22 protein-coding genes are annotated in these 24,333 nt (G+C 34.6%); 9 read left to right on the top strand and 13 right to left on the bottom strand.

Annotated elements, in window-relative coordinates; genetic code table 11:
- Positions 1-32 precede the first annotated feature (32 nt).
- Both GQR60_RS09290 and GQR60_RS09285 read right to left on the bottom strand, forming a co-directional pair.
- Positions 33-3,677 carry a BamA/TamA family outer membrane protein gene (locus tag GQR60_RS09290; protein ID WP_124992655.1) on the bottom strand — a complete coding sequence of 1,215 codons (3,645 nt, stop codon included), beginning with the start codon at positions 3,675-3,677 and terminating at the stop codon, positions 33-35.
- Between the two features lie 14 nt (positions 3,678-3,691).
- On the bottom strand, positions 3,692-4,624 hold the full coding sequence (locus tag GQR60_RS09285; protein WP_124992654.1) for an SdiA-regulated domain-containing protein: 933 nt from the start codon (positions 4,622-4,624) through the stop codon (positions 3,692-3,694).
- 180 nt (positions 4,625-4,804) lie between these two features.
- Between GQR60_RS09285 and GQR60_RS09280 the strand changes: the two genes are divergently transcribed.
- The 5 genes from GQR60_RS09280 to GQR60_RS09260 all read left to right on the top strand — a co-directional run bounded on the left by GQR60_RS09280 (position 4,805) and on the right by GQR60_RS09260 (position 9,537).
- A complete protein-coding gene (locus GQR60_RS09280) occupies positions 4,805-5,998 on the top strand; it encodes a Pycsar system effector family protein (RefSeq protein WP_124992653.1) in 1,194 nt (397 codons plus the stop codon).
- An 82-nt stretch (positions 5,999-6,080) separates the two neighbouring features.
- Complete coding sequence (locus GQR60_RS09275; RefSeq protein ID WP_124992652.1) at positions 6,081-6,782, top strand: 16S rRNA (uracil(1498)-N(3))-methyltransferase; 702 nt, start codon at positions 6,081-6,083, stop codon at positions 6,780-6,782.
- A gap of 7 nt (positions 6,783-6,789) precedes the next feature.
- Positions 6,790-7,446 (top strand): DUF4159 domain-containing protein, encoded by a 657-nt coding sequence (locus GQR60_RS09270; protein ID WP_124992651.1) that lies wholly within the window; start codon positions 6,790-6,792, stop codon positions 7,444-7,446.
- A gap of 128 nt (positions 7,447-7,574) precedes the next feature.
- Positions 7,575-8,771 (top strand): 6-phosphofructokinase, encoded by a 1,197-nt coding sequence (locus GQR60_RS09265; protein ID WP_124992650.1) that lies wholly within the window; start codon positions 7,575-7,577, stop codon positions 8,769-8,771.
- Between the two features lie 121 nt (positions 8,772-8,892).
- Positions 8,893-9,537: a YgjV family protein gene (locus GQR60_RS09260; RefSeq protein ID WP_124992649.1), complete on the top strand. Its 645-nt coding sequence runs from the start codon at positions 8,893-8,895 to the stop codon at positions 9,535-9,537.
- Positions 9,538-9,579: 42 nt separating this feature from the next.
- On the opposite strand, the gene GQR60_RS09255 is transcribed toward GQR60_RS09260, so the two are convergent.
- The 4 genes from GQR60_RS09255 to GQR60_RS09240 form a co-directional block, all read right to left on the bottom strand.
- Entirely contained in the window at positions 9,580-9,765 is a 186-nt protein-coding gene (locus GQR60_RS09255; RefSeq protein ID WP_124992648.1) for an Arc family DNA binding domain-containing protein, read from the bottom strand.
- A gap of 10 nt (positions 9,766-9,775) precedes the next feature.
- Complete coding sequence (locus GQR60_RS09250; RefSeq protein ID WP_101308323.1) at positions 9,776-10,630, bottom strand: SPFH domain-containing protein; 855 nt, start codon at positions 10,628-10,630, stop codon at positions 9,776-9,778.
- Between the two features lie 105 nt (positions 10,631-10,735).
- Positions 10,736-10,975, bottom strand: coding sequence for a hypothetical protein (locus GQR60_RS09245; RefSeq protein WP_101308324.1), 240 nt, complete (start codon positions 10,973-10,975; stop codon positions 10,736-10,738).
- A gap of 121 nt (positions 10,976-11,096) precedes the next feature.
- On the bottom strand, positions 11,097-11,684 hold the full coding sequence (locus GQR60_RS09240; protein WP_156195920.1) for an RNA polymerase sigma factor: 588 nt from the start codon (positions 11,682-11,684) through the stop codon (positions 11,097-11,099).
- A gap of 201 nt (positions 11,685-11,885) precedes the next feature.
- On the opposite strand from GQR60_RS09240, the gene uvrA reads away from it, so the two are divergent.
- Entirely contained in the window at positions 11,886-14,690 is a 2,805-nt protein-coding gene (gene uvrA / locus GQR60_RS09235) for an excinuclease ABC subunit UvrA (RefSeq protein ID WP_124992646.1), read from the top strand.
- 17 nt (positions 14,691-14,707) lie between these two features.
- On the opposite strand, the gene GQR60_RS09230 is transcribed toward uvrA, so the two are convergent.
- On the bottom strand, positions 14,708-15,139 hold the full coding sequence (locus GQR60_RS09230; protein ID WP_124992645.1) for a hypothetical protein: 432 nt from the start codon (positions 15,137-15,139) through the stop codon (positions 14,708-14,710).
- Positions 15,140-15,179: 40 nt separating this feature from the next.
- Positions 15,180-16,040: a hypothetical protein gene (locus tag GQR60_RS09225; protein ID WP_124992644.1), complete on the bottom strand. Its 861-nt coding sequence runs from the start codon at positions 16,038-16,040 to the stop codon at positions 15,180-15,182.
- Between the two features lie 410 nt (positions 16,041-16,450).
- Between GQR60_RS09225 and GQR60_RS09220 the strand changes: the two genes are divergently transcribed.
- Positions 16,451-16,972, top strand: coding sequence for a hypothetical protein (locus GQR60_RS09220; RefSeq protein WP_124992643.1), 522 nt, complete (start codon positions 16,451-16,453; stop codon positions 16,970-16,972).
- A gap of 36 nt (positions 16,973-17,008) precedes the next feature.
- Here GQR60_RS09220 and GQR60_RS09215 read toward each other — a convergent pair whose 3' ends face one another.
- The 4 genes from GQR60_RS09215 to GQR60_RS09200 all read right to left on the bottom strand — a co-directional run bounded on the left by GQR60_RS09215 (position 17,009) and on the right by GQR60_RS09200 (position 20,805).
- Positions 17,009-18,013 carry a dihydroorotate dehydrogenase-like protein gene (locus GQR60_RS09215; protein WP_124992642.1) on the bottom strand — a complete coding sequence of 335 codons (1,005 nt, stop codon included), beginning with the start codon at positions 18,011-18,013 and terminating at the stop codon, positions 17,009-17,011.
- A 107-nt stretch (positions 18,014-18,120) separates the two neighbouring features.
- Positions 18,121-18,786 (bottom strand): YggS family pyridoxal phosphate-dependent enzyme, encoded by a 666-nt coding sequence (locus GQR60_RS09210; RefSeq protein ID WP_124992641.1) that lies wholly within the window; start codon positions 18,784-18,786, stop codon positions 18,121-18,123.
- A 72-nt stretch (positions 18,787-18,858) separates the two neighbouring features.
- Complete coding sequence (locus tag GQR60_RS09205) at positions 18,859-19,551, bottom strand: response regulator transcription factor (protein ID WP_124992640.1); 693 nt, start codon at positions 19,549-19,551, stop codon at positions 18,859-18,861.
- Positions 19,552-19,560: 9 nt separating this feature from the next.
- A complete protein-coding gene (locus tag GQR60_RS09200; RefSeq protein ID WP_160463449.1) occupies positions 19,561-20,805 on the bottom strand; it encodes a sensor histidine kinase in 1,245 nt (414 codons plus the stop codon).
- 212 nt (positions 20,806-21,017) lie between these two features.
- Here GQR60_RS09200 and GQR60_RS09195 point away from each other — a divergent pair, with 212 nt between their 5' ends.
- On the top strand, positions 21,018-21,374 hold the full coding sequence (locus tag GQR60_RS09195; protein WP_124992638.1) for a hypothetical protein: 357 nt from the start codon (positions 21,018-21,020) through the stop codon (positions 21,372-21,374).
- A gap of 117 nt (positions 21,375-21,491) precedes the next feature.
- Complete coding sequence (locus GQR60_RS09190) at positions 21,492-22,070, top strand: tetratricopeptide repeat protein (RefSeq protein ID WP_124992637.1); 579 nt, start codon at positions 21,492-21,494, stop codon at positions 22,068-22,070.
- Here the strand turns inward: GQR60_RS09190 and GQR60_RS09185 are convergent.
- Positions 22,059-24,077: a monovalent cation:proton antiporter family protein gene (locus GQR60_RS09185; protein ID WP_124992636.1), complete on the bottom strand. Its 2,019-nt coding sequence runs from the start codon at positions 24,075-24,077 to the stop codon at positions 22,059-22,061. The two genes, GQR60_RS09190 and GQR60_RS09185, sit on opposite strands and share 12 nt — an antisense overlap.
- Positions 24,078-24,333: the final 256 nt, after the last annotated feature.

Below are 24,333 nucleotides of genomic sequence, written 5' to 3'. Positions count from 1 at the left end.
GTATTGTTTTATCCAATTATCATATTCAATCGCTAAAACAAGTATTTAAATTCGATAGAAAGAATATCATCTTCTATTGAATGGCTAAAATTAGCAGTAATTACCATTAATTTATAAGGTGCGAGCCAAATTCCGCCTCCATATCCATGGTGCCATTTGCTAGAACTCTCATTATCAACCCAGACCTTGCCGAAATCATTAAAACCCAAAATACCCACTTCTCCCCCCAAAAAATAAGATTTAAAACGAGCAATCCTAAGTCTCAAATCAGTATTTTGAAATACAATATCATCTCCTGCGAATCGATCCTGACGATATCCTCTTAAATTTGATTTTAAACCTAATTTATTCGCTTGAAAAAATGAATATCCACTGCTGTTATGACTGGCACCCGCACGCAATGCCAATATTGTTCTTTGAGGTCTGCCAAAACTAAGATACATTCGCATATCAGTTTCCATTTTATGAAAATTATTATCATTCCTCTCCAATCCCTTATAGTACTTCCAACTAGATGACCAATAAATTCCTCTTGAAGGGAGTACCGTATTATCCCGTGAATCCCACAAGTAATTAATACTAAGTCCTAAATATCTTCTGGTATTAAAATCGGTTAAAGGATTTAAATCATTGTCAGGATTGGTAAAATCGGTTACAAAACGATCCGGTGTAGCTTTCAACTCCAGCTGCTGATAAAATGAACCAATTGAAATAAAATGTTTCTCCCCAACTTGTTGTCTTAATTGCGGATGAATAAAAAACTGAGCCATTCGAATCCTGTTGTAAGCATCATCATCGATTTTTGAATTTTCTGTTTCATTTCCCAATCCGTAAAAGTAGCCCTGAAAATTAGGTGTATTGTAATGAATATCTGTTAGAAAATCAGTTTTTCGAAACACCTGCTTGAACTCACCGGAATATTTTAACTCTACCGATGGATATGCAAATGCATAATTAACAATGAATTTATGAAATGATCCGTATGGTTCTTTCCTAAATCCTTGGGTTTTAACATTTACACCTGCACCTAAAATCAGACCATCATCACTAACAAAATTAAGGTTCGCACCAGGGCTTACAACATTATACTTAAATGCTTTTCTATCGTATGAATTTACTTCAGAACTTTTCCCAAATCTCTTTTTGTAAGCTCCATCGCCCTTAATTCTGGTTTTCGATTTATCGTAAATAAGCAGATTTTGTTTCCCTGTATCTGCCAGTTTAAACTTATCTTTTCCTTTTCCTCCAATAATTCGAAGCTTTATTCCATTTTTGCTATTTCCATTTACCTCAAACTTATCTTTTCCATCCAGTCCAAAAATTCTCACCTCATTGGTTTCATCCTTACTAAAAGTTCTGCGATACAATAGTTCTTTTTTATTCGCTTTACTGCTTAACCGATGGCTTTCAACAATTAATTTTCCATTTTCAATCCAGTTGATATCGAAACTCTCGTTATCATTCGTGCCTACAACATCAACTTCTTTCGCCAAAAATTCATAAAACTCCTCTGCCAATGCTGGTAGCTGATCTCTTCGAGCCTTTAGTTTTTGTGTAATTTCGTCACCCGAAATTGCATAGACTTCCCTTGGCAAAGCTTTCACTGATTCTTGAATAATACTATCGCTTAACTTGCTTTGAAGTTCCTTTGCCATTTCAATCCAATCATTTCTGTCCTTGGATTGTAAAAAGTTTCGATCAAAATAACGGGCATTAAAACCAAGTCCTACTACATTTTCGACAATTGAATCGAATGATTGAAATTTAGGCATAGCCCATTTTCTTCGAATCAACCAGGGAATTGCTCCATCGCTAAAGAAAAAAGCCTGATCGCGGTCTCTTGGAATCGGCCTCGCAATTGTTTTGCCATCTTTTTTGAAGGTTGCCCACCTCCACTGATCATCGTGCCGATCCCAGTCATTTAAGAAAATATCGAATAAACGGGCACGCAGCACAGCAGTTTCATCAATCTGAAGGTCTGAATTTTTGAATCTCTTTTTAAGCAACTTATCTGTTCCTAAAATATCATGGGAATTCCCAAAATTATCCATATCAGATACATCGCCGTTGGGACGCTCTTCGAAAAGAAACAATTCATTCTTAAAACCATCCTGATAAATTCCAAAGCGAGGATCATCGGGAACGTAAACAATTTTTGGATTGGTATGATAAATACCCACTGCTTTTGCCATTTTGGGAATGGCTAAAGCGGCATACGGGTGGGATTCTGAAATTCCATCCTGTACAATTTTGGCAGCAAAGCTTCCTTCCAACCCTGGAGGAATTGCTTTTTCAGTATACTTTTCTACCGACCGCAACACATATTGTTTTCCATCTTTGGCCTCTAGCCGCAATGATCTGGTTTGCTGTCCTCCTCCTCTTTTCAGAATTTTTAGTCCGCCTTTTTCCGTTGCGATATCAAAAACCGGAACTGTGATAGGAGTAGCCCAATCTTTTCGGTAGTTCTGCCCTAAAATTTTCGTTTTTAATTTTCCATCTGTTTCATAAAATGTGCTTGCAGCAACTGAAATGGTACTATCCGAATAATTGATCTCTTTGTATTTGCTAATTAAATCTTCCTTAGAAGGAACTTGCTTAGTATAAAGTTTTTCCCGAAATGCCAAATGAGGCTCATCCACTCCTTCAGCTCCCACCGACCAAAATTCGAGCCAAACCTCATCATTCGAGTAAAAATTGATTCTCGAGAAACCAACCTCACGCATAGCAACATCCATTTTATTTTTTGACACATAGTCGCTCTTGCTCCCCGATCCCGAAACAACAAAAAATGAATTATCCTTTTTAGTAAACTGTAAGCTATTATCGTGAGCCGCAACAACAATAATGTTATCGTATCCCACTCCTACTTTTCGGGACATATACCTCATTTGCTTGTAAAAAGGGTAAGCGAAATCCTGCGGTGTGCCAAAAAGTTTCCGATACAACTCTACAGGACCCGGAAAAGCAAAATTTCCGCCATGCTTTCCTGCACTATAAATAGGATGATGTGTGGCAAAAACAATTTTCTTATTCTTATTCCTCTTTATGGCATCATTTAATAGAATTAAAAAATCATCATTGCTTTCCAGATCACATTCCGTTTCCGGTTTATCTCCCAAATGAAGCCACCATTGTGAATCTGCAATCAGTAAAACCACTTCATCCGTTAAGTCTATCTCAACTGGGCCGGGACAACCTCCCGAAGGAAGAAAAACATCTCCCCGATCCAAATAATCCTCTATAAATGTCTCAGTATTCAGTAAAGTTTCCCATCCATGACGTCGCCCCTCGTTCCATTCTTTTTCGCCAGGAATAAAAATAAGTTCACCCTTAAAATCCTTTATCGAATGTAAAAGTTTCATTAAATCAGGATTCTCTGCGTCTATATCCTCTAATTCATCCTCTAAATATCCTTTCGGGAAAGTGTTGCCTAAAAATACGAGTGTCCCTTTCTGCCCAACTTCATTCATTTGACCTTTTAGCATGTCGATATTTGAATCAACAATTGCCGATTCACCAATATCACCAATAAAAAAAATGGAATGATCGAGCAATGTTGATGCAGGAGCTTCCGGCAACTTTGTATTTTGAGCAAATACAGTATTTATTGAAATAAAAACACCGATATATAGTAAAATCCCCTTCATCGTATTATCAAAATTAAAATACAATAACATTCGTCAATTTCAATTTATTTGTGGTAGCTGAACTTGTAAATATTAGCAGCTCTTCCTTTTCCTTCATTAGAAATATACATAGTCCCGTCAGGAGAAAAACAGATTCCCTCCGGCTGTCTGAACATCTTTCGTTTCAATTTCACAATAGCCAAAACATCGCCTTCCGGATTGAGCACCAGTAATAATTTACCAACGGATCCTAATACATATAAGTTATTAGTAATAGGATGCATTGCCACCGCCGATGGTTGAAATGTAAAATCTCCTTGTGATGGATTAATGCTTTCCACCAAGGTCACAGAAAAACTTGTATATCCGTCAAAATCAAGAATTCTCCTTATTTGTTCCTGATCGATTAAAAAAGCAGGAGAATCAGACAATTTATTCGTTTTGAGAGAATACTTATAAATTGCTCTTTTCCCTTTAAAATTATTATTAATGCCCGGATTTCCTTTGCATGCAACAAGAAGACTATTGCTTTGGAAATCATAACCTAAACCTTCCGTATTGTTTCCTGCATTCAATTGTGTTTTGGTTTTCACAGATAAAATATCCTCATTTTTCATATGATCAACTGCAAAAATATTTCCATCTGACCGGAGTACAAAAACCTGATCACCTACTACTTCAATGCCTTCATAATCTCCCGATTTATCAAACACATATTTTTTTGTAATCTCTTTCTTCTTTAAACTGAATTTGTAAATAATTCCTTTCTCATCGTTCACACAAAGCAAACTGTGATCATTATAATAAGATAATCCGGAAATCTCTCTTAACTCATCTTTCAAATTATATTTTTCATCAGCCTCCAATATGGAGTAAGGAAATTGGTAGGTAGAATCCAATTCATATACCAACTTGGTATCAGATGATTTCTGCTTACACGATTCAAAAAAGACAAGAAAACTTAGAAGAACAATATAGGAAATTAAAAATCTGTTCATTATATGAAGTATCTTTTGCGAATTTAATTAGGAATTTAAAATTACATAAATAAGGCTCAATTCCCAACAAAAAAGAGGGAGCCAAGGCATTATTATGGAATTTTCAAATCGTTTTCCACTATAATGACTATATTTATTCATTACAATTTCATTTAGTCAACATTAGAAAAAAAAAGAGAAATGAATATCATCCATGAAGCGGAAACATTTGTTACTAATTTAATCGAAAGTACCCACCAGCCAATCTTTACCTATCACAATTTGGAACACACTCAAAATGTGGTTAAACAAGCAAAAAAAATTGGTTTGGAAACAGGATTGTCTCCCGACGAAATGGAAAATCTCATTCTGGCAGCCTGGTTTCATGACACCGGTTACTATGAAAACTTTGCTAAACATGAAGAAATAAGTGCCGCACATGCCAGAAAATTTCTCGAAGAAAAAAATTACCCTGAGGAAAAAATACAACAAATAACTGAAGCCATTCTACACACAAAGATGCCACACCTTCCTTGTGATGAAAAAGTATGTAATGTGCTATGCGATGCAGATCTGCACCACTTATCAACAAAGGATTACATAAAAATATCCGAAAAGCTGAGAGAAGAAAGAAGTGGAATTCTTCATCATGACATTCACCCCAAATTGTATTGGGAAGAAACCTTGCGTTTTTTAAAAGATCATCATTACCATACCAATTACGGTAAAAAAACTTTGGCTAAAAAGAAAGAGGTGAATTATCAAAAAGTAGTTGATAAAGTGGCTGGTTTTCAGACTAAAGAAATAAAGAAACTTACCGAAATGGTAAGTAAACTGGAGCAACAAAACACAAAGCTAAAAACTCCGCAGCGTGGCATTGAAACCATGTTTAAAGTAACTTCAAGGAATCAGATTAATTTAAGTTCCATTGCCGATAAAAAAGCCAACTTAATGATCTCTGTCAATTCAATCATCATCTCGGCCATCTTCTTTATTTTCAAAAATATAATGGATGTTCCTCATTTCATTATCCCTTGTGTTATTCTTTTGATAGTCTGTTTGTTCACCATTACGTATTCCGTATTGGCAACCCGGCCTATTGTTACGTCAGGAACATTCTCGCAGGAAGACATCAAAAAGAAGAGAGTAAATTTAATGTTTTTCGGAAATTTCCATAAAATGGCTCTTGCCGATTATTCAGACGCATTAAAAGGAATGATGTCGGACTACGATGAATTGTATGACAGTTTAATTAGAGATCAGTATTTTCTTGGAAAAGTTCTGGGTAGAAAATATCGATTTTTACGAATTTCTTATACTATATTTATGTTTGGCCTCATCTTTTCAGTTCTAACATTTATTCTGGCTGCAATTTACCAGCCTATGGTTTGGTGAAATTTTTATTTCAAATTAATCCCTGAAAAGAAATACATAAGCTAACTTTGCAACATCATGTTTTTTTTACTTGTGAAAGCTTATGAACTTATTTTATACACCAGATATCCAGAATCAATTTTATCAATTAAATGAGATTGAATCAAAACATTGCATTAGAGTACTTCGCTTAAAAGAGGAAGATATTATTCATCTGATTGATGGTAAAGGCTCTCTTTACAAAGCAAAAATAATTGACGCTCATCCTAAAAGATGCACTGTTGAGTGTATCGAGACTCAAACGGAATTTGGGAAACTGAATTACAAGTTACACATTGCTCTGGCTCCTACAAAAAATATGGATAGAACAGAATGGTTCATGGAAAAATGTACTGAAATTGGTATTCATGAATTCACTCCTCTTCTATGTCAGCACTCCGAGAGGAAAGTAGTAAAACATGAGCGTTTGTTTAAAGTAATTACCTCTGCAGTTAAACAATCTCTTAAAGCTTACCATCCAATTTTAAATGAACAAACCAAATTTTCCGATTTGGTAACTTCCCCATTCGATGGAGAAAAATACATAGCTCATTGCAACGAAGGTGAAAAAACGCATCTGAAAAATCTTTATCAGGCAAAACAAAATGCATTAATATTGATTGGCCCTGAAGGAGATTTTAGTATTGAAGAAGTAAATCTGGCTAAAGAAAATGGCTTTAAAGAAATTAGTCTGGGAGAAAGCCGTTTGAGAACAGAAACAGCCGGAGTTGTTGCATGTAATATCATTAGTTTAGAAAACCAATAATCATTTGATGAGTAAAATAATTCATATCGCGCTTTTTTTGCTCATTAGTTTGTGCTCCTTTTCACAAAACACAACGGTTCGAATCGGTTTACTTAAATACAATGGCGGTGGTGACTGGTATGCAAATCCAGGATCATTACCCAATCTCATCGAATTTTGCAATCGCAACAACATTGCAAACATCTATAAAGATGCCAATATTGTTGAAGTGGGAAGTCCTGAGCTATTCTCCTATCCATTTGTTCACCTAACCGGGCACGGAAATATTGTTTTGAACAATCAGGAAGTTACAAATTTAAGGAAGTATCTTGAAGGTGGTGGCTTTCTTCATGTTGATGACAATTATGGTTTGAATGCCTATTTCAGACGCGAGATAAAAAAAGTGTTTCCGAACGAAGAACTGATTGAGTTACCCTTTTCTCATCCAATTTATCATCAAGTGTACGAATTCCCAAACGGACTTCCTAAAATACATGAACACGATGGGAAACCTCCTCAGGGCTTTGGTATTTTTCACAAAGGAAGATTGGTTTGTTTTTACACTTACGAAACGGATTTGGGCGATGGCTGGGAAGATACTTCTGTTCACAACGATACAGAAATTAATCATCAAAAAGCACTAAAGATGGGTGCAAATATTATTTCTTACTCGTTCAGTAATTAGAATTATTCTTAATTACCTTATTCTCTTCCCATAAATGAATCTTCATCTTATTTTGGCTTGAATTTCCCTTAACAAAATGATATCTTAAACTGATATTACATTGTTTTCAGTTACTTAAGATATTTACTATGGCAAAATCGACGAAAGGAATTATTGGAATTCTAACTGGTGGTGGTGATGTTCCCGGGTTAAATCCCGCTATTCGTGCTGTCACAATTAGAGCAATAAGGGAAGGTTATCAAGTAATCGGCATTCGCAAAGGCTGGAGAGGTTTAATTGATATTATCCGTGATAAAAAAGCAGATAACAGCGAGAACTATATTTCATTAAGTGAAGAACTGGTAAACAAAGTTGGTAGAACCGGCGGCACATTTCTTCACACTTCCAGAGTAAATCCTTCAAAAACCTCAAAAGATAGAATTCCAACTCATCTAAAAGAAAAATACAATGAAGAGGTTAATGATTTAACGGAAGAGGTTCTTGCCAATCTGGCTTTTCTGAACATTGACTATTTAATTCCGATTGGAGGTGACGACACTCTTAGCTATGGTGTGCGATTGTACAAAGAAGGATTTAAAGTTATTGCCATACCTAAAACCATGGATAACGATGTTCCCGGAACTGACTACTGTATCGGATTTAGTACATGTATCACACGTACCATTTCATTAACACACAGCCTAAGAACATCAGCTGGTTCGCATGAAAGATTACTGGTATTGGAAGTTTTTGGTCGTTATGCGGGATTTACAGCAATTTTACCAACGCTGGCCGGTGCAGCAAATAGATGTGTAATTCCAGAATACAATTTTGACATAGAACGCTTAACCGAGCTAATGATACAAGATCGATTCTCAAATCCCAGTCATTATTCCGTTGTGCTAATTTCTGAAGGTGCTAGTTTCTCGGGAGAGGATATGATTTTTCAGGATGATGTCAGAGATGATTACGGACATAGAAAATTAGGTGGCATTGGTGACCGCGTATCTGAACATCTGAAACAATTATCTCCAAAATACAACAATTCAAAACCTATTAATGTTATCAATCAAAAGTTAGGTTATATGGTTCGTTGCGGCGATCCGGATGCTATTGATTCCATAGTTCCTATGGCATTTGGAAATCTGGCATTGGATTTAATCATTAAAGGAGTTCATGGCAGATTAATAACACTCCGAAATGGAAGATATGATAATGCTCCGATAGATATTGTTACCAGCTCTAAAAAATTGGTGGATGTTGACCGATATTATAATACCGATCGGTTAAGACCAAAATACAACAGCTTCGAAATGCAGCCATTATTTTTAATGACCGGATTGTAAGAAAAAAATGTTTAGTATATTTGAGAAACCTTTCGGTAACGAAAGGTTTCTGCTTTTATCAGAATATCCAAACCATTTTTGAACCCTCTTCAGAATTTATTTTTTCACTATTAAATTTATTATGCTGGAATATAACATCTTAGGCATTCAATTACTTGAATGGATTGGCTATGCAGCCTCGGTATTGGTTTTGATTTCTTTAACAATGACTTCAATTGTAAAATTAAGATGGTACAATTTGACTGGAGCTGTTCTTTTTTCTGCTTACGGATTTCTAATTGGCTCCTTACCTGTTGGAATCATGAATTTTCTTATTGTTTGCGCAAACCTATACAATCTGCAGAAAATGTATAAGCGAAAAGAAGACTTTAAAATCATTGAGATAAAAGAAAATGACGAGCTGTTAACACATTTTCTTGACTTTTATAAAAAGGACATTAAGAGTTTCTTTCCGGATTATAAAATGGGAAAAGGCCAATTGGGAATGTTTGTACTAAGAGATATGGCAGTTGCAGGAATTTTTATCGGATCTAAAGATCAAACAGAACTAAGAATTGAATTGGATTATGCATTACCTCAGTACCGCGACTTTAAAGTTGGTGCTTATTTGTACAATCAATTAAGTGATATTTTACAGAAACACGATATCAATTCCGTTTATTTCGACACGGGAATGAATCTAAAATATATGGAGAAAATGGGATTTGAAGCATCCGATAAAGATGGCAATTCCATCATGCAAAAATCACTAAAAAAATCCTCTTAATAACTTAAGCCCAAATGTTACATTTTAACATTTGGGCTTTTTTTATTCTTCTAATTTGCCGGCATCTTCGGTGCCATTATCTTTTTTCCGTCCTGCTTCATTCAAGGCTTTATTCAAAATCCATTCAATTTGTCCATTCGTACTACGAAATTCATCAACAGCCCACCTTTCCAACTTTTTGTACATCTCAGGATCAAGACGCAGAACAAATGATTTCTTTTTTGCCATAGTTAATTAATTATTGATACAAAGTTCCGGTATTTACAACAGGAGTTACATCTTTATCGGAACAAAGCACTACCATCAAATTACTAACCATTGTTGCTTTTTTATCCTCATCAAGATCAACAATGTTTTTTTGTGCCAATTGCTCCAATGCCATATCAACCATACTAACAGCACCTTCAACAATTTTAAACCGTGCAGCAACCACCGCCGTTGCCTGCTGACGGCGCAACATTGCACCTGCAATTTCAGAGGCGTACGCAAGATAGTTAATTCTTGCTTCCATCACTTCAATTCCGGCAATTTCCAATCGTTCAGTCAACTCTCTTTCCAATAATTCACTTACATTATTTCCTCCCGAACGCAAGGTAATCTCAGCCTGTTCATCCTCAAAATTATCATACGGATACGAACCAGCCATATGTCGAATAGCAGCCTCAGACTGAATATTCACAAAATGTTCGAAGTTATCTACATCAAAAGCAGCTTTGTAGGTATCTCTTACCCTCCATACCAAAACAACCCCAATCATAATCGGATTTCCAATTTTGTCATTCACCTTTATAGGATCACTATCCAGATTCCGGGCTCTCAAACTCACTTTCTTTTTTACCATAAATGGATTTACCCAAAAGAATCCATTAGTCATTATGGTTCCTTTATATGCACCAAACAGCACTAAAACTGAAGTTTCGTTTGGATTAACGATTGTAAACCCCGGAATAAAAGCTATTACCAAAGGAATAAAAATAACGAAAAACGGGTTCCTTACCATTACCAATCCCACTATGCCAATTACCAGCATAGCCAGAACAATGAAAACCATTAAAAATCCTGACTTTCCAGAATAACTCTTTTCTTCTCTCATAATAATTTAGTTTGATATCATTTTGATATCAAATATACATCTTTATTTTAAAATTGAAAATATTAGAACAAAAAAAAACCGGAGTACAAATACTCCGGCTATTTCTTAGTTTAATGCTATTTCTGCAATATCTGGCAATTTCAGATTCACATTTTTCGTGGACTGACGAAATCCTAAAACACGATGAAGAAGATTTGATTGAGACTTCACTTTGAATCTGTCCAGATATTCAACGAGTTCAACAGATTCGAAAACATCAGAATTTGCAATCCGATCCATAAGTGAAATCATTTCTTGTCCTGTATTTTTACGGGCAAAATTTAAAAGAGTATAAACATCATTCATAGGCAAATAATTATTTCTATTTTCCTATTAACGATTAAAATTTCCTTTTAGTATCCGGAATCAAAAAAGACTGGAAAACGCACATCTTCCAGTCAATTTATTCTTAAATGATATATTCTTACTAAAGAGTTAGACTCATGTTTTTTTCTTCAATTGTTTTCCGCATATTAATTAAGGCATATCTCATACGCCCCAGAGCGGTGTTGATACTAACATCAGTATGTTCGGCAATCTCCTTAAAACTTAAACCTTTATAATGCCGCAAAATAACAACTTCCCTCTGATCCTCAGGTAGTTCATCAACCAATTTACGAACATCATCATGAATCTGATTTTGAATAAGTTCATCTTCATAGTTGCCTTCACAATATTTAGACGAATTGAAAATATCCAATTCATAATCATCTTTAGAAAAGGTATTGTTCTGTTTCTCTTTTCTAAAATGATCTATAATTAAATTATGAGCTATTCGCAGCACCCAGGCCAAAAATTTCCCATTGTCTTGATATTTCCCCATACGGAGCGATCGGATTACCTTAATAAAGGTATCCTGAAATAAGTCCTCGGAAAGCTGATGATTTTTTACAATTAGATAGATATACGTATATACTCTGTCCCTATGTCGGGTTACAAGAGTGTCAATACTATCATGATTACCATCAATGAATTGCTTAACGAGATCATAATCGGTAGGATTAGTCTTTCTCAATTTCACAGCTATTTAATAAAACAGTGTAAAAATTATTCTATAAGCAATGTCTCCTTTATTATTGATGGTTAATAAATATCTTTAACAAGATGCAATAAACTAATTTTTAATGAGATTTGAAAATGTTTAGAAGTTAAATATCTTTGTAGATTCGATTTTAGTAAACTTATAAGAAACCTAATTCAGGGTCGAATAATAAATATGGCGGACAAGAATTCAGAGAAATACATTTATATAAAAGGGGCAAAAGTTCATAATCTAAAGAACATCGACCTCAAGATTCCCAGAAATAAGTTTATTGTAATCACAGGGCTTTCAGGATCAGGGAAATCATCATTGGCATTTGACACCCTTTATGCTGAAGGACAACGAAGGTATGTGGAAAGTTTATCTTCCTATGCAAGACAATTTTTAGGACGAATTGACAAGCCTGAGGTTGATTTTATTAAGGGGATACCTCCTGCCATCGCAATTGAGCAGAAGGTAAATACCCGTAATCCACGCTCAACTGTTGGCACATCAACAGAGATTTACGATTATCTTAAACTTCTTTTCGCAAGAATAGGGAGAACCTACTCGCCCATTTCAAATACCCTCGTAAAGAGGCACTCCATTACTGATGTTGTAAAGTATATCCTTAGTCAGGAAGAAGGCGTTCCGGTAATGATTTTAGCGGAAATGCACAATGGCGACCGAAGTAAAAAAGAGCAGCTGGAAGTTTTATCTCAACAAGGATTTTCAAGAGTAGAAAATAAAGGAGAAATCCATAAGATTTTTGAAGCAATTGAGAATCCTGGTCTTCTTCAAGATGATGAGCCAATTCATATCGTAATTGATCGAATAAGAGTTTCTTCTGATGAAGATACTCAAAATAGAATAGCTGATTCCCTGCAAACTGCATTTTACGAAGGAAAAGGTGAATGCCTGCTTTCTATTAATGGAAGTACAGATTACCAAGCTTTCTCAAATCGTTTCGAGGCCGATGGAATTGTATTTGAAGATCCAAATGTTCACACATTCAGCTTTAACAATCCACTTGGTGCATGTCCAACCTGCGAAGGCTTTGGAAAGGTAATTGGTATTGATGAAGATCTGGTTATCCCAAACAAAACACTAAGCATCTACGACGATGCAGTTGTTTGCTGGAAGGGTGAGAAAATGCAGGAATGGAAAAATAAATTAATCTATTCTGCTGATAAGTTTGATTTTCCTATACATCGCTCCTATTTTGAATTGAGTGAAGAAGAAAAACTTTTACTGTGGACTGGAAATAAGCACTTTAAAGGCTTAAATGATTTTTTTAAATATCTGGAAGCAAAACAATATAAGATTCAATACCGGGTTATGTTATCCCGCTACAGAGGAAAAACAGTTTGCCCGGACTGTAGAGGAACCCGGTTAAAAAAAGAGGCCGGCTATGTAAAAGTGAATGATAAAAACATTCAGGATTTGGTGTTAATGCCATTGAATGAGCTCAACGATTTTTTTCAAAATTTACATTTGGATAAAACGGATGAAAAAATTGCCAGTCGTTTACTTGTTGATATTAAAAACCGCATCAATTTCCTATCTGATGTCGGATTGGGTTACCTAACCCTTAATCGGTTATCCAGCAGTTTGTCCGGTGGAGAATCGCAACGAATCAATTTAGCAACCTCATTAGGAAGCAGTCTTGTTGGTTCGCTTTACATTCTGGATGAACCAAGTATTGGACTTCATTCGCGGGACACAGAATTGCTCATAAAAGTTTTGAGGGAATTGCGCGATTTGGGAAATACGGTTATTGTTGTTGAGCACGATGAAGATATAATTTTAGCTGCTGATGAACTTATCGATATAGGGCCATATGCCGGCCGGCTTGGCGGTGAAGTCGTATTCCAAGGAAATATTGATCAGTTAAAAAAGTCATCGGAAAGTTTAACTTCTCAATACATTTCCGGAAAAATGATGATCCCTGTGCCCGTCACACGAAAAAAATGGAATAATTTCATTGAAATAATTGGTGCAAGGGAGAATAATCTAAAAGGCTTAAACATTAAATTCCCATTAAATATCATGTCAGTTATCACTGGTGTGAGTGGCTCCGGAAAATCTTCTCTTGTGAAAACGATCCTGTATCCGGCCTTAAAGAAACATTACGGCGGGTACTCCGATAAAAGTGGTCATTTCGATGCTCTTAAAGGAGATCTTCATCTTATTAAAGATATCGAATTTGTCGATCAGAATCCAATTGGGAAATCATCACGATCGAATCCTGTTACCTACTTAAAGGCATACGATGAAATCCGAAAACTATTCGCCAATCAAAAAGCATCACAGTATAGTGGTTTTAAACCTTCACATTTTTCCTTTAATATTGACGGAGGCAGATGTGATGAATGTCAGGGGGAAGGAATAATTAAGGTTGAAATGCAGTTTATGGCTGATATTTACCTGCAATGCGAAAGTTGTAAGGGAAAAAGATTTAAAGATGATATCCTGCAAATTAGATACAATCAAAAAAACATTCATGACGTATTGGAAATGACTGTAAACGAATCGGTTGAATTCTTTTCTCAGGGTAAAAGCACAACAGAAAAGAAAATTGTTCAACGATTACAACCACTGGTTGATGTAGGATTAGGTTACGTAAAATTAGGGCAATCATCAAGCACCTTAAGTGGTGGTGAAAGTCAAAGGGTAAAACTAGCTTCCTTTTTGGCGAAAGAAAAAGCAGAACCTTGCCTGTTTGTTTTTGATGAACCAACAACAGGATTGCATTTTCATGATATCAATAAATTAATGGATGCATTTAATGCCCTAATATCAAGAGGACATACGCTAATTATTATTGAACACAATATGGAAATAATTAAATGTGCAGATTGGCTAATTGATTTAGGTCCTGAAGGTGGAATTAATGGAGGACAGATTGTTTTTGAGGGAGTTCCCGAAGATGCTGTTCATTGTTCAGCTTCCTATACAGGACGATATTTAAATGAAAAAATAGATAAAAAAGGTTCCTAAAAGGAACCTTTTTTTACTTATAATTTCAAGCCAAACAAAATAGAGACACATCCGCTTTTCTGTTCAGATTCAGTATCTTCATTTTTGACAAAATCTAAAGATATGATTAGTGTTTTAGCCTCATCCAATTCAAAATCAAAAAAATCAGTGTAATTACTATCTTCGTTATCAAAAATCAGATTCAGATCTGAATCGATAATTTTAAAATGTATTGTTGGCATCTCATCTTCACAGCCAACTACTACACGATATTTTTGTCCGCTAAAAAAGGCTTTATGCAATTCGACTTCCTCGTCTTTATTTAGTACTACTCCGTTGTAATTACCATCATGAATATAATTTTCAAGTTTAGGTTTACAATGTTCTTTTGCAAAATCCAGACATTGAGAAAATACAAGATTAACAGAAAAAAAGAATGCAAGTAAGACTGACAATAGATAATATTTCATATTAAAAATGCTGTATGTGTATTCTTAAATTATTTTCACACTAATGAACTAAATAATCCCTCATATCACCTATTTTCGCAACTAATTGTACAAATATCAATTCATCAACAGAATCAATAAAATCAGCCCCCTCTTTCATATCTGAAGTTTTAATACTCATTTCAAATAATTTCTCAAGCTGCAATACGTTCTGGTAAATGGGTTTAATAATTGGATCAGCCTGATTGTCCCGCAACACCGTTTTTATACTTTCAAGAGACAATTTCTGATCTAAAATTTGTTTGATTAACTCCTCATGTGATTTCTTATTGAGGTTAACACTTTGAGTTGCTATATACATACACTCCACCCATCCTCCAATCAGCATCAAAGCAGACAGTGAATACCTGTCCTGCTCTTGTAATTGTTGATTCGATTCCATATAAATCTCCGATACTATATCAACAATCAACTCCTTATTTGTCACATTGCTTTCAAGCAAACGAACCTTGTCCTGTCCAACTGTTCTAAGAATCCCTAACGATTCTGCGAGACTTCTGGACACATTCATATACTCAATTGAGATCTGATATTGTTCATTCAAGCTTGCATAGCTTAAATCTGCACAATAAACCCCCAGCGCTATCGCTCTTGACGAGCTTGTCGAATATCCCGGTAAATTTTCCATGCTATTCAACAAATCTTCCCTAAAATGAACTCCTGATTTTTTAATTAATAATGAAATTTCAATTGGGCTGGGAAGTACAAAGAAAATTCTCTTCATCTTATCCGCATTTTCCTTCATCAACTGATACTCCAGCAATTCTCCCTCAGAAACCTGCTCTTTATTTTTTTTTGATGAAAACAAATTGCATGAATTGAACAGTAGTATAATTCCTAAACTCCAAATAATTTTTCTCATTGAACTCATTCTGAAGATTAACATCTATCTTTCAACGAACTTAAATTACAATTTTTCAAGAAAACAACATCTTTTTTTCAAGAATATTTCACAATACAAAATGAAATGGGAAAAGATCATTTTGCTGTTAAAATGAATGTTCTCCACACAAAACTATCCATCTCCAATCATTCAACATAAAATTATTCCTTAATTTCTTGCAATCAAAATCAGCATATGCAGATATACAACTTTTGAGTCTTTGTAAAAAAAAAGCAATTCAAAGCTATCCTTTCAATTAGTAAGTTCCAATCAATTGGTCTTAAATCAAACTCAAATTAACGAAAATGCAATTAGTAAACAGATGATATTGAGAGGGGGTAAAACAAATAAAAATTACTAGTTTTGCATCGAATAAAAAGAACAATTTAATGAGCAATATTAGTAAAAAGGATTTACACAACTCCATAATCTTAGGACTTAGTTCTTTGGATAATAAAGTGGTACTTGATTCAATCAATCAATTACGCGAAGAAGGAAAACCAGAAGATATTACTCCTCTGTTAGATCTGATGATTTCTAATTCCAATAAGGAAATACAATCAGCAATCCATAATTTTCTTGCTGATCTAAAAAATCAGGATTCGGATAAAATTATTATAGAAGCAATCGCTGATGAAAAGTATCTGACAATTAGAAAAATTTTAATTTCAATTTGCTGGGAAACCAGTATTGATTTTTCAAAATACATCTCAACTTTTGTTGATTTGTTAATTGTGTCGGATTTTGAAATTTCCTTTGAAGCATTTACAGTAATAGAAAATCTTACCGAAAAAATATCAGAAGAAAGTAAGCCTGTGGAGATGGCGAAACTTAAAGATGCCATTTCAGGAGCATCTCCCGAAAAAAAGGGAATTCTTCACGAAGCCATTCATATAATAGATCAACTATAATAAAAGAGAAAGCCGCTTAAAAGCGGCTTTTGTTTTTTATATTAAAACGTCCTTTTCATTATTTGAAAAATATTTCATAAACTGCGCTCTTTCATACAGACCAGGATCTTGAATACTGCCATAATTAAGACTGCCACGAAATTCATCAATAGTTTTAAATCCTTTTTTGGTCATCCAATTAATTAAATCTTCCAATATATTGGTAATTTGATCGAAACCATGCTCATATACAGTAGAACAAATCTGTACTGTTTTAGCTCCTGCCAACAATTGCTTTATTGCAGCCTCACCATTATGAATACCTGTTGAAGCCGAAATATCAATTCCTTTAATTTTATCGGACAACATACCAACCCAACGAAGAGATTTACGAATATCACTTGCTGAACTCAACACTTCGGCACTGGTAATTTTCATTTTCTCAATATCGATATCCGGCTCGTAAAAACGATTAAACAACACCAACGCATCGGCTCCATCGGCATTTAAACGATTAGCAACTGAAAATAAATTGGTAAAGTATATTCCAATTTTCATTGATATTGGAATATTTACTTCCTTTTTAACGGCGTTAAATATGTCGTAGTATAAATTTTCGTATTGCGCAGAACTCATGTTTCTGTCGTTTGGAACGATAAACACATTTAGCTCAATAGCATCGGCCCCGGCTTTTTCAATTTCTTTAGCAAAAGAAGTCCAATCCGATGAAGAAACACAATTAATACTTGCAATTACAGGAATAGAAACAGCCTTCTTAGCTTCCTTAATAAGTGTCAAATAATTCGAAACGGAATTTCCTTTGATGTAGGTCTGAATATAATCTTCAGCTTCAGGATAACTTGTATTTGAAGGATCTTTACCAATCAAATTTTTAGCTTCGTTGCGAATTTGTTCTTCGAATAAAGACTTTAAAACAACAGCTCCTGCCCCTTTTTCTTCAATGATTTTAATTTTTCTTACAGAATTTGTAAGCCCGGAACTGCTGACAATTAAAGGATTCTTTAACTGCAATCCCATATAGGTGGTTTCAAGATTAATCATGCTATTTGATTTTTTAATATTTTTCAATCGATAACGAACAAATATAGTAAATTCAAAAGAGATATTTACATCCTTAGTACTGACTTAGACTATAAAAAACCCGGAATTTAATATCTCGATCCGAATATTGTGCTTCCTACTCTAATTATTGTACTGCCCTCACTTATTGCCAGCATATAATCACCCGACATTCCCATTGAAATTTCTTTAAATTCAGGACTGTCAATAAAAAAATCTGATTTTAAACTTTCAAATATGGATTTAAGATGACCAAACTCATTTCTGATCTGGACTTCATTATTGGTGTATGTGGCCATTCCCATTACGCCGGCAATTTGAATCGCTTTTAATGATTTAAAATCTTCCGAAGTAAGCAATTCTTTTGCCTCATCGATAGTAAGACCAAATTTAGTTTCCTCCAAAGCGATATGAAATTGCAGCAAGCAACTGATAACTCTATTATTCTTCTCTGCCTGCTTGTTAATTTCTTTCAGTAATTTAATACTGTCAACAGCATGAATAAGCTGCACGAACGGCGCTATATACTTCACCTTATTGGTTTGAAGATGACCAATAAAATGCCATTCTATATCCTTGGGAAGATCGTTATATTTTTGTGCCAGCTCCTGTGGTTTATTTTCACCGAAAATCCGGTATCCTCCTTCGTAGGCTTCAATTATATCCTCTTTAGGTTTGGTTTTTGATACTGCTACCAATTTTACGTCAGCAGGAATTTTCGCTAGAATAGTGTTAATTATTTGAGGTATGCTCATGGCAAATTGCAGATTTTAAATTTCAGATTCAAAATTACAACTTTTATGGATTTTGATGTGTTGTTTGGGATTTTAATTATTTTCTGATAAAATAAAACCAACTCCATGCACATTTTCAATCTTTATGGTAGAATCCAATTTTAAGTGCTTCCTTAATTTAGTGATAAAGACATCCAGGCTTCGTCCCATAAAATAATCATTTTCGCCCCACACATTTACCAGTATATCTTCTCTTCGCAATACATTATTTTTATTCTGAAGCAAGAGATACAATACATCCCCCTCTTTTTGAGTAATCCGAAAAATTTCTCCATTTAAAGTCAAAGTAAGATTTGCATGATCGTATACAAATTTACCCACATTAAATATTTGTTCTTTTACTTCAGGAGTTGTATTTACTCGCTTTAACACAGCATTAATTCTTCGGACTAACTCGTCCTCATCAAAAGGTTTCGTGATATAATCATCTCCACCCAAATCAAAACCTTTTAACTTATCCTCCTTCAGCGATTTCGCAGTTAAAAAGATAATGGGAATCTCTTGATTTATTTCACGAATCTTTTTCCCCAAAGTAAAACCATCCATTTTTGGCATCATGCAATCCAATAAACAAAGGTCAAACTTAGAATTAGAGAAAGACTCGAATCCTTTCTCCCCATCTCGGGCTAAACTTACCGAAAAACCCTCCATTTTTAGAAATTCATTTAAAACAAGACCTAAATTGGGATCATCCTCAACTAGCAATATATTTTTAGAATTGGTCATAAAATAATTTTAGATTGATGGCAAAACAATAGTAAAGGTACTGCCAGAGTTTCTTTTGCTCAAAACATTTATTGAACCTTTATGAGAATCAATGATCATTTTTGAATAGGACAAGCCAATACCAAAACCTTTCACATCATGCAAGTCGCCGGTTGGAGCTCTGTAATATCTATCGAATACATGCTTCTGCTCCTCTTTAGTCATTCCAATTCCCTTATCGGTTACCGCAATATAAAGATGTCCATTCGTGTTTTTAGTCTCAACTTCTATTTCTGGTTTAAATTCGGAATACTTCACTGCATTATCCAGAAGATTTAACAATACATTCTGCAGTAAATCTTTATCACCACAAACCATATCATTTTCCGCATTCAGTTTGTACGTAATGGTTCCTTCCCGCTCTGCCAATTGCACGGAAATAAAATCGGAACACTCTTTTAATAAGGAGTGCAAATTTATTTGATCTGAATTTAACTGCAATTCTCCGCGTTCCATACAAGCCAGTTTCAACAACTGATCTACTTGACTTTTCAAGCGATTATTCTCTGAAAAAATCATGCTTGAATAATGAACTACTTGATTGGGATCGACATAAACCTTATTTCGTTTTAACATTCCACTGGCCAGCGAAATTGTTGCCATCGGTGTCTTAAACTCGTGTGCTATATTATTAATCAGATCAGTAGTTCTACCCAAAATCTTTTTATCATTTATCAATGAAAAAACGGTTATCCCAAAAAATGTACAAAGAATTAAAATAAGAATTAATGAGCAAATAAACATACTTCCCATACTATCCATTAAATTTTTCTCTCTTTTTTGGAAATAGACATTTAATATTGCCTTATCGTGACTTAATGCTTTACGCAAACTATAGTAAAAACATTTACTTTTAGGCTGCTCGTCAGCAGTACTTAATACTTCAATGGTATATGGCGATTGAATCTGATAATTTTTAAATTGCTGATGAATAATTGAATCCAGGCGGCTCACCTCCATCTTTAAAAGCTCACTATCCGATGCGTTGTATTTCGATTTAGACATGCACTCCCGCATCTTCTCACAACTCTCCTGATCTTTTGTAAACTCATCGACAGACTCATGCAAGGCCAAGCCAACACGATGATTGAATTGCTCTTCGTTTAAGCTTCTGGCTCTGCTTATCCATCTAATTTGAATTAAAAGAAGAAGAAGAAGAACAATTATTGAAATAACAATAAATGTCTGGATTCTATAAACTTTAAATTTTCGCATTGTATTTTTAAGCAACAAACTCATAGACTAATTACTTCCTTAACATCCAGATCTTATGATCTTTTTCACGACTCAAAATTAGTGTAAATTTTAAGAGTTTTTGATGCTTTAACAATTCATTAACAAGAGATAAAAAGATCTTTTACGTTCTTGTAGTATTCAATTCAAAATTAGACTAAAACGGATTAATTAACATTTAAATAAAAAAAAACATGAAAAAGTTATTATTTGGACTCCTATTTGTATTTGCGATAAATGTAGTAAGTTTTGCTGCTCAACCGGTAATTTCAATCTTTGACAATCAAATTTCTCTATCTCAGGATCAAGATCAAAAACAGGATCAGGAGAAGAAAAAAGTTGAAAAGAAAAAATGTTCCAAAGACTGTACAAAAGCCTGCTGTACCAAAGAAGCTAAGGCTGAAAAATGTGATAAAGCAAAAAAATGCACAAAGGAAGCTAAAGCAGAAAAATGTGAAAAAGACTGTAAAAAAGCTTGTTGTACTAAAGAAGCCAAGGCAGAAACTAAATGTCCTAAAGACTGCAAAAAAGAATGTTGTAAGAAATCATAAGGATATCTTCTATATCTGCAAACCCTTCAATAAAATTGAAGGGTTTTTTTATGTAGTTTGGTACAATTTATGTTCTTACTTTAAGAGTTAATTCAATAGAACGTAAACTGTTTTACAATGAAAAATCTGCTGTTTTTATTTATTGGTGTTTTTGGTTTTTCCGGAGTATTTTCACAGAATGTAGAAAGATACATGGAATATCATGACAATGGAAGAACTCTTATATTGCAGGGGGAATATGAAAAAGCCATCCTTTACTTAGACACTGCCATTACTATTATGCCTTACTATTCCACCATTTTTCAAGATCGTGGATACGCAAAAATGCAGTTAAAAAAATACGACGAAGCAATTCTTGATTTTGACCATGTGCTGAGTAAAAAACCTTACCTATCCGAAGTAAGACTGCAAAGAGGCATGGCACTTTACCATTTAAATCGTTTAAACGAATCTGAATCTGACTTACTAGAAGTCTTAAACAGTAATCCAAATAAAAGCCGGGAGGTAATTATTTATCTTGATAACATTCAAAGGGAACGGGAAATAACAGCACAACAAAATTATGATGCGATGTTGCAGTCAATGCGGTTTCAAGTCGAAAATGAACGAATTTACCGGGCTCGCCATCGCGAAGAAGTTATCTGGAATACTGTCGTTCCTTTGGCATTCTGGACTACCGTATTTTTAACCTGGTAAATCCAGATCTGTCTTGATTGACTTTCTTTTGAATGAAATTGATTTTCTCATAAAACGAGCTTTGTTATAACCAGGCAGGTCTGTATCTTCCATTTTTAAACGAACCTTTTCCAGACTTTCCACAGATCCAACAACGGTTAACACATCACCCAACCGAAGTCGTGTATAGCCGGTAGAAATTAAGGTGTTATTATTACGTTTGGTAGCCAAAATAATAACATCGGTAGGAATTTGTAAATCCCTTAAAGTGATGCCGTGCAATTCTTTATTTTGCATTTCAATGTCCACAGTATCCTGATCTTTTTCCATACCAAGCAATAATGAGGTGGCAATTGGTGATCGCACCAGATGATCCATTAAGCTTACCATTACTGTAGAAGGTTCAACGATCAGAGCTCCCAGCTCGTGGAATTTACTTATATAACTCCTCTCATTTACCCTAACAACAATATCCCGTGTGCCAAAATGTTCATAAGCTAATTCACAAAATTTAAGATTATCCTCATCCTGGTTCAGCAGCACTATCGCATCCGCTTTATCGGCTTCAAGCCTTTTTAATTCGGGCAAACTTAATTCTTTCACATGAGTTACATCCACTCCCTGGTATTCCAACCTGGCTCTCTCCTCATTACGGGTTACTAATTTAACCACCCAGTCATGTTCCTTTAATTGCCGTGCTAAAGCAAGCGATTGTCCTTCCAAACCGAAAATAATAGCTTTCTGAATTTTATTTTCGTGTAATAAGTCTCTTCTCTTATGACTTTCACCTACCAACAATATTGACCACTTAAAAAGTGGTGGACCCAAAATTTGATTCAATACAATTACTGCAATTAAGATCGTAGAAAACTCCGGTCCCCATTCTGGGTATTTAACTGAAACAACTTCAACCAAACCGATAGCAACACCAGCCTGAGTAACATATGGCATCCAGGAAATACGATTAAAACGCGGCGGATCCCCGCCCAATGAACCTCCGATAAAAGCTCCAATAGCCATGCTTATTAAACGAATAGTAAAAAATAAAAGCGCAATGGCCCATGTATCTTTTAAAATATCTATTGAAATGGAAGCACCTGTAAGTGTAAAGAAAACAACATAAACAAAAGGAACGACCATCTGAATTATATTTACGAATTCTCTGCGAAACTTACCAAAATTAACAACAACAAAACTTCCAATGATACATACTAACAGTGGTTCAATATATAAATCAAATCCAAAATATATCTGACTTTTTTCATGCACAAAATGTGCGAACAAATAAACGCTGTAACCAGACAGTAGAAGTAAAAATGACTTCATCCATCTAGCCAATCTTAACTCAAGAACAAAATTCATAAGTAACCCAAGCAAAAAGCCCAGTAAAAGTGAAAGACATAACTCTCCAAATAAAATAATCAACAACCAAATATCAAAAGGAATATCAGATATTAAGGCATCTGCAACTGCGAAACAAATGGTAAATAAAATAATTACTAAAACATCTTTTACTACCGTTACACCAATAGCTGTTTGCGTAAATGGCCCCTTGGCTCTCATTTCGTTTATTACTGCAATTGCAGAAACGGGAGATCTTGCAACAAAAATAACTCCTATAAGCATCACGATTGCCAATTTCATATTAAAACCGGCATCCTTTAAAAAATGAATATGATCAGACAAAAGCATAACAACAATACCACTCAGTACGAAGGTGAAAAACAATTGCCCAAAGGTCATCCATTTAATACTTTTCATTCTTCCCTTCAACTCCTTTAAGTAAAGTTCAGCTCCAGCTACAAAAGCGATAAAAGAAAGAGAAATTTCATTAATGAAATACAGTTTAGATATAGCCGGTTTAGGAATTAGATTTAATACAAAAGGCCCGGAAACAATTCCGATAAATAAAAGACCGGTTATTACCGGCAATTTTACTTTTGGGAAATATTTTGAAATCCGGTTCGCCGCTGTTGCAACAATCAGGAATCCTGCAATAAATACAATTATTTCAAGGTAATTATTCATTCAATCAGATTAAGGTTAAAGAGATACTTTCATTCATCTATTACACTTCCAACCAGTGCTTTAATTACAAAACTCAGAATAAGATTCATCCCAATTAGAACTCAGTAAATTTTCACAAATTTTCATTTTTAAGATACAGAATTATATCAATCAAAGCAACGCAGTAAATTGATTAGCCATTTATTTGGAAAAAAACCAGAATGCCAATTCATTCAAATAATTCTGATTAATGATAAAAACAGGTTCACTATTTTGG

This window comes from Labilibaculum euxinicum (genome assembly GCF_009795715.1).
Taxonomy (GTDB): Bacteria; Bacteroidota; Bacteroidia; order Bacteroidales; family Marinifilaceae; genus Labilibaculum; species Labilibaculum euxinus.
The sequence above is the reverse complement of the archived record's forward strand: the minus strand, read 5'-3'. Positions and strand labels throughout refer to the sequence as shown.

Coding starts and splice junctions, on each gene's coding strand:
- GQR60_RS09290 (WP_124992655.1), bottom strand. CDS start 3,677: ATGTTATTGTATTTTAATTTTGATAATACGATGAAGGGGATTTTACTA.
- GQR60_RS09285 (WP_124992654.1), bottom strand. CDS start 4,624: ATGAACAGATTTTTAATTTCCTATATTGTTCTTCTAAGTTTTCTTGTC.
- GQR60_RS09280 (WP_124992653.1), top strand. CDS start 4,805: ATGAATATCATCCATGAAGCGGAAACATTTGTTACTAATTTAATCGAA.
- GQR60_RS09275 (WP_124992652.1), top strand. CDS start 6,081: ATGAACTTATTTTATACACCAGATATCCAGAATCAATTTTATCAATTA.
- GQR60_RS09270 (WP_124992651.1), top strand. CDS start 6,790: ATGAGTAAAATAATTCATATCGCGCTTTTTTTGCTCATTAGTTTGTGC.
- GQR60_RS09265 (WP_124992650.1), top strand. CDS start 7,575: ATGGCAAAATCGACGAAAGGAATTATTGGAATTCTAACTGGTGGTGGT.
- GQR60_RS09260 (WP_124992649.1), top strand. CDS start 8,893: ATGCTGGAATATAACATCTTAGGCATTCAATTACTTGAATGGATTGGC.
- GQR60_RS09255 (WP_124992648.1), bottom strand. CDS start 9,765: ATGGCAAAAAAGAAATCATTTGTTCTGCGTCTTGATCCTGAGATGTAC.
- GQR60_RS09250 (WP_101308323.1), bottom strand. CDS start 10,630: ATGAGAGAAGAAAAGAGTTATTCTGGAAAGTCAGGATTTTTAATGGTT.
- GQR60_RS09245 (WP_101308324.1), bottom strand. CDS start 10,975: ATGAATGATGTTTATACTCTTTTAAATTTTGCCCGTAAAAATACAGGA.
- uvrA (WP_124992646.1), top strand. CDS start 11,886: ATGGCGGACAAGAATTCAGAGAAATACATTTATATAAAAGGGGCAAAA.
- GQR60_RS09230 (WP_124992645.1), bottom strand. CDS start 15,139: ATGAAATATTATCTATTGTCAGTCTTACTTGCATTCTTTTTTTCTGTT.
- GQR60_RS09225 (WP_124992644.1), bottom strand. CDS start 16,040: ATGAGAAAAATTATTTGGAGTTTAGGAATTATACTACTGTTCAATTCA.
- GQR60_RS09220 (WP_124992643.1), top strand. CDS start 16,451: ATGAGCAATATTAGTAAAAAGGATTTACACAACTCCATAATCTTAGGA.
- GQR60_RS09215 (WP_124992642.1), bottom strand. CDS start 18,013: ATGATTAATCTTGAAACCACCTATATGGGATTGCAGTTAAAGAATCCT.
- GQR60_RS09210 (WP_124992641.1), bottom strand. CDS start 18,786: ATGAGCATACCTCAAATAATTAACACTATTCTAGCGAAAATTCCTGCT.
- GQR60_RS09205 (WP_124992640.1), bottom strand. CDS start 19,551: ATGACCAATTCTAAAAATATATTGCTAGTTGAGGATGATCCCAATTTA.
- GQR60_RS09200 (WP_160463449.1), bottom strand. CDS start 20,805: ATGCGAAAATTTAAAGTTTATAGAATCCAGACATTTATTGTTATTTCA.
- GQR60_RS09195 (WP_124992638.1), top strand. CDS start 21,018: ATGAAAAAGTTATTATTTGGACTCCTATTTGTATTTGCGATAAATGTA.
- GQR60_RS09190 (WP_124992637.1), top strand. CDS start 21,492: ATGAAAAATCTGCTGTTTTTATTTATTGGTGTTTTTGGTTTTTCCGGA.
- GQR60_RS09185 (WP_124992636.1), bottom strand. CDS start 24,077: ATGAATAATTACCTTGAAATAATTGTATTTATTGCAGGATTCCTGATT.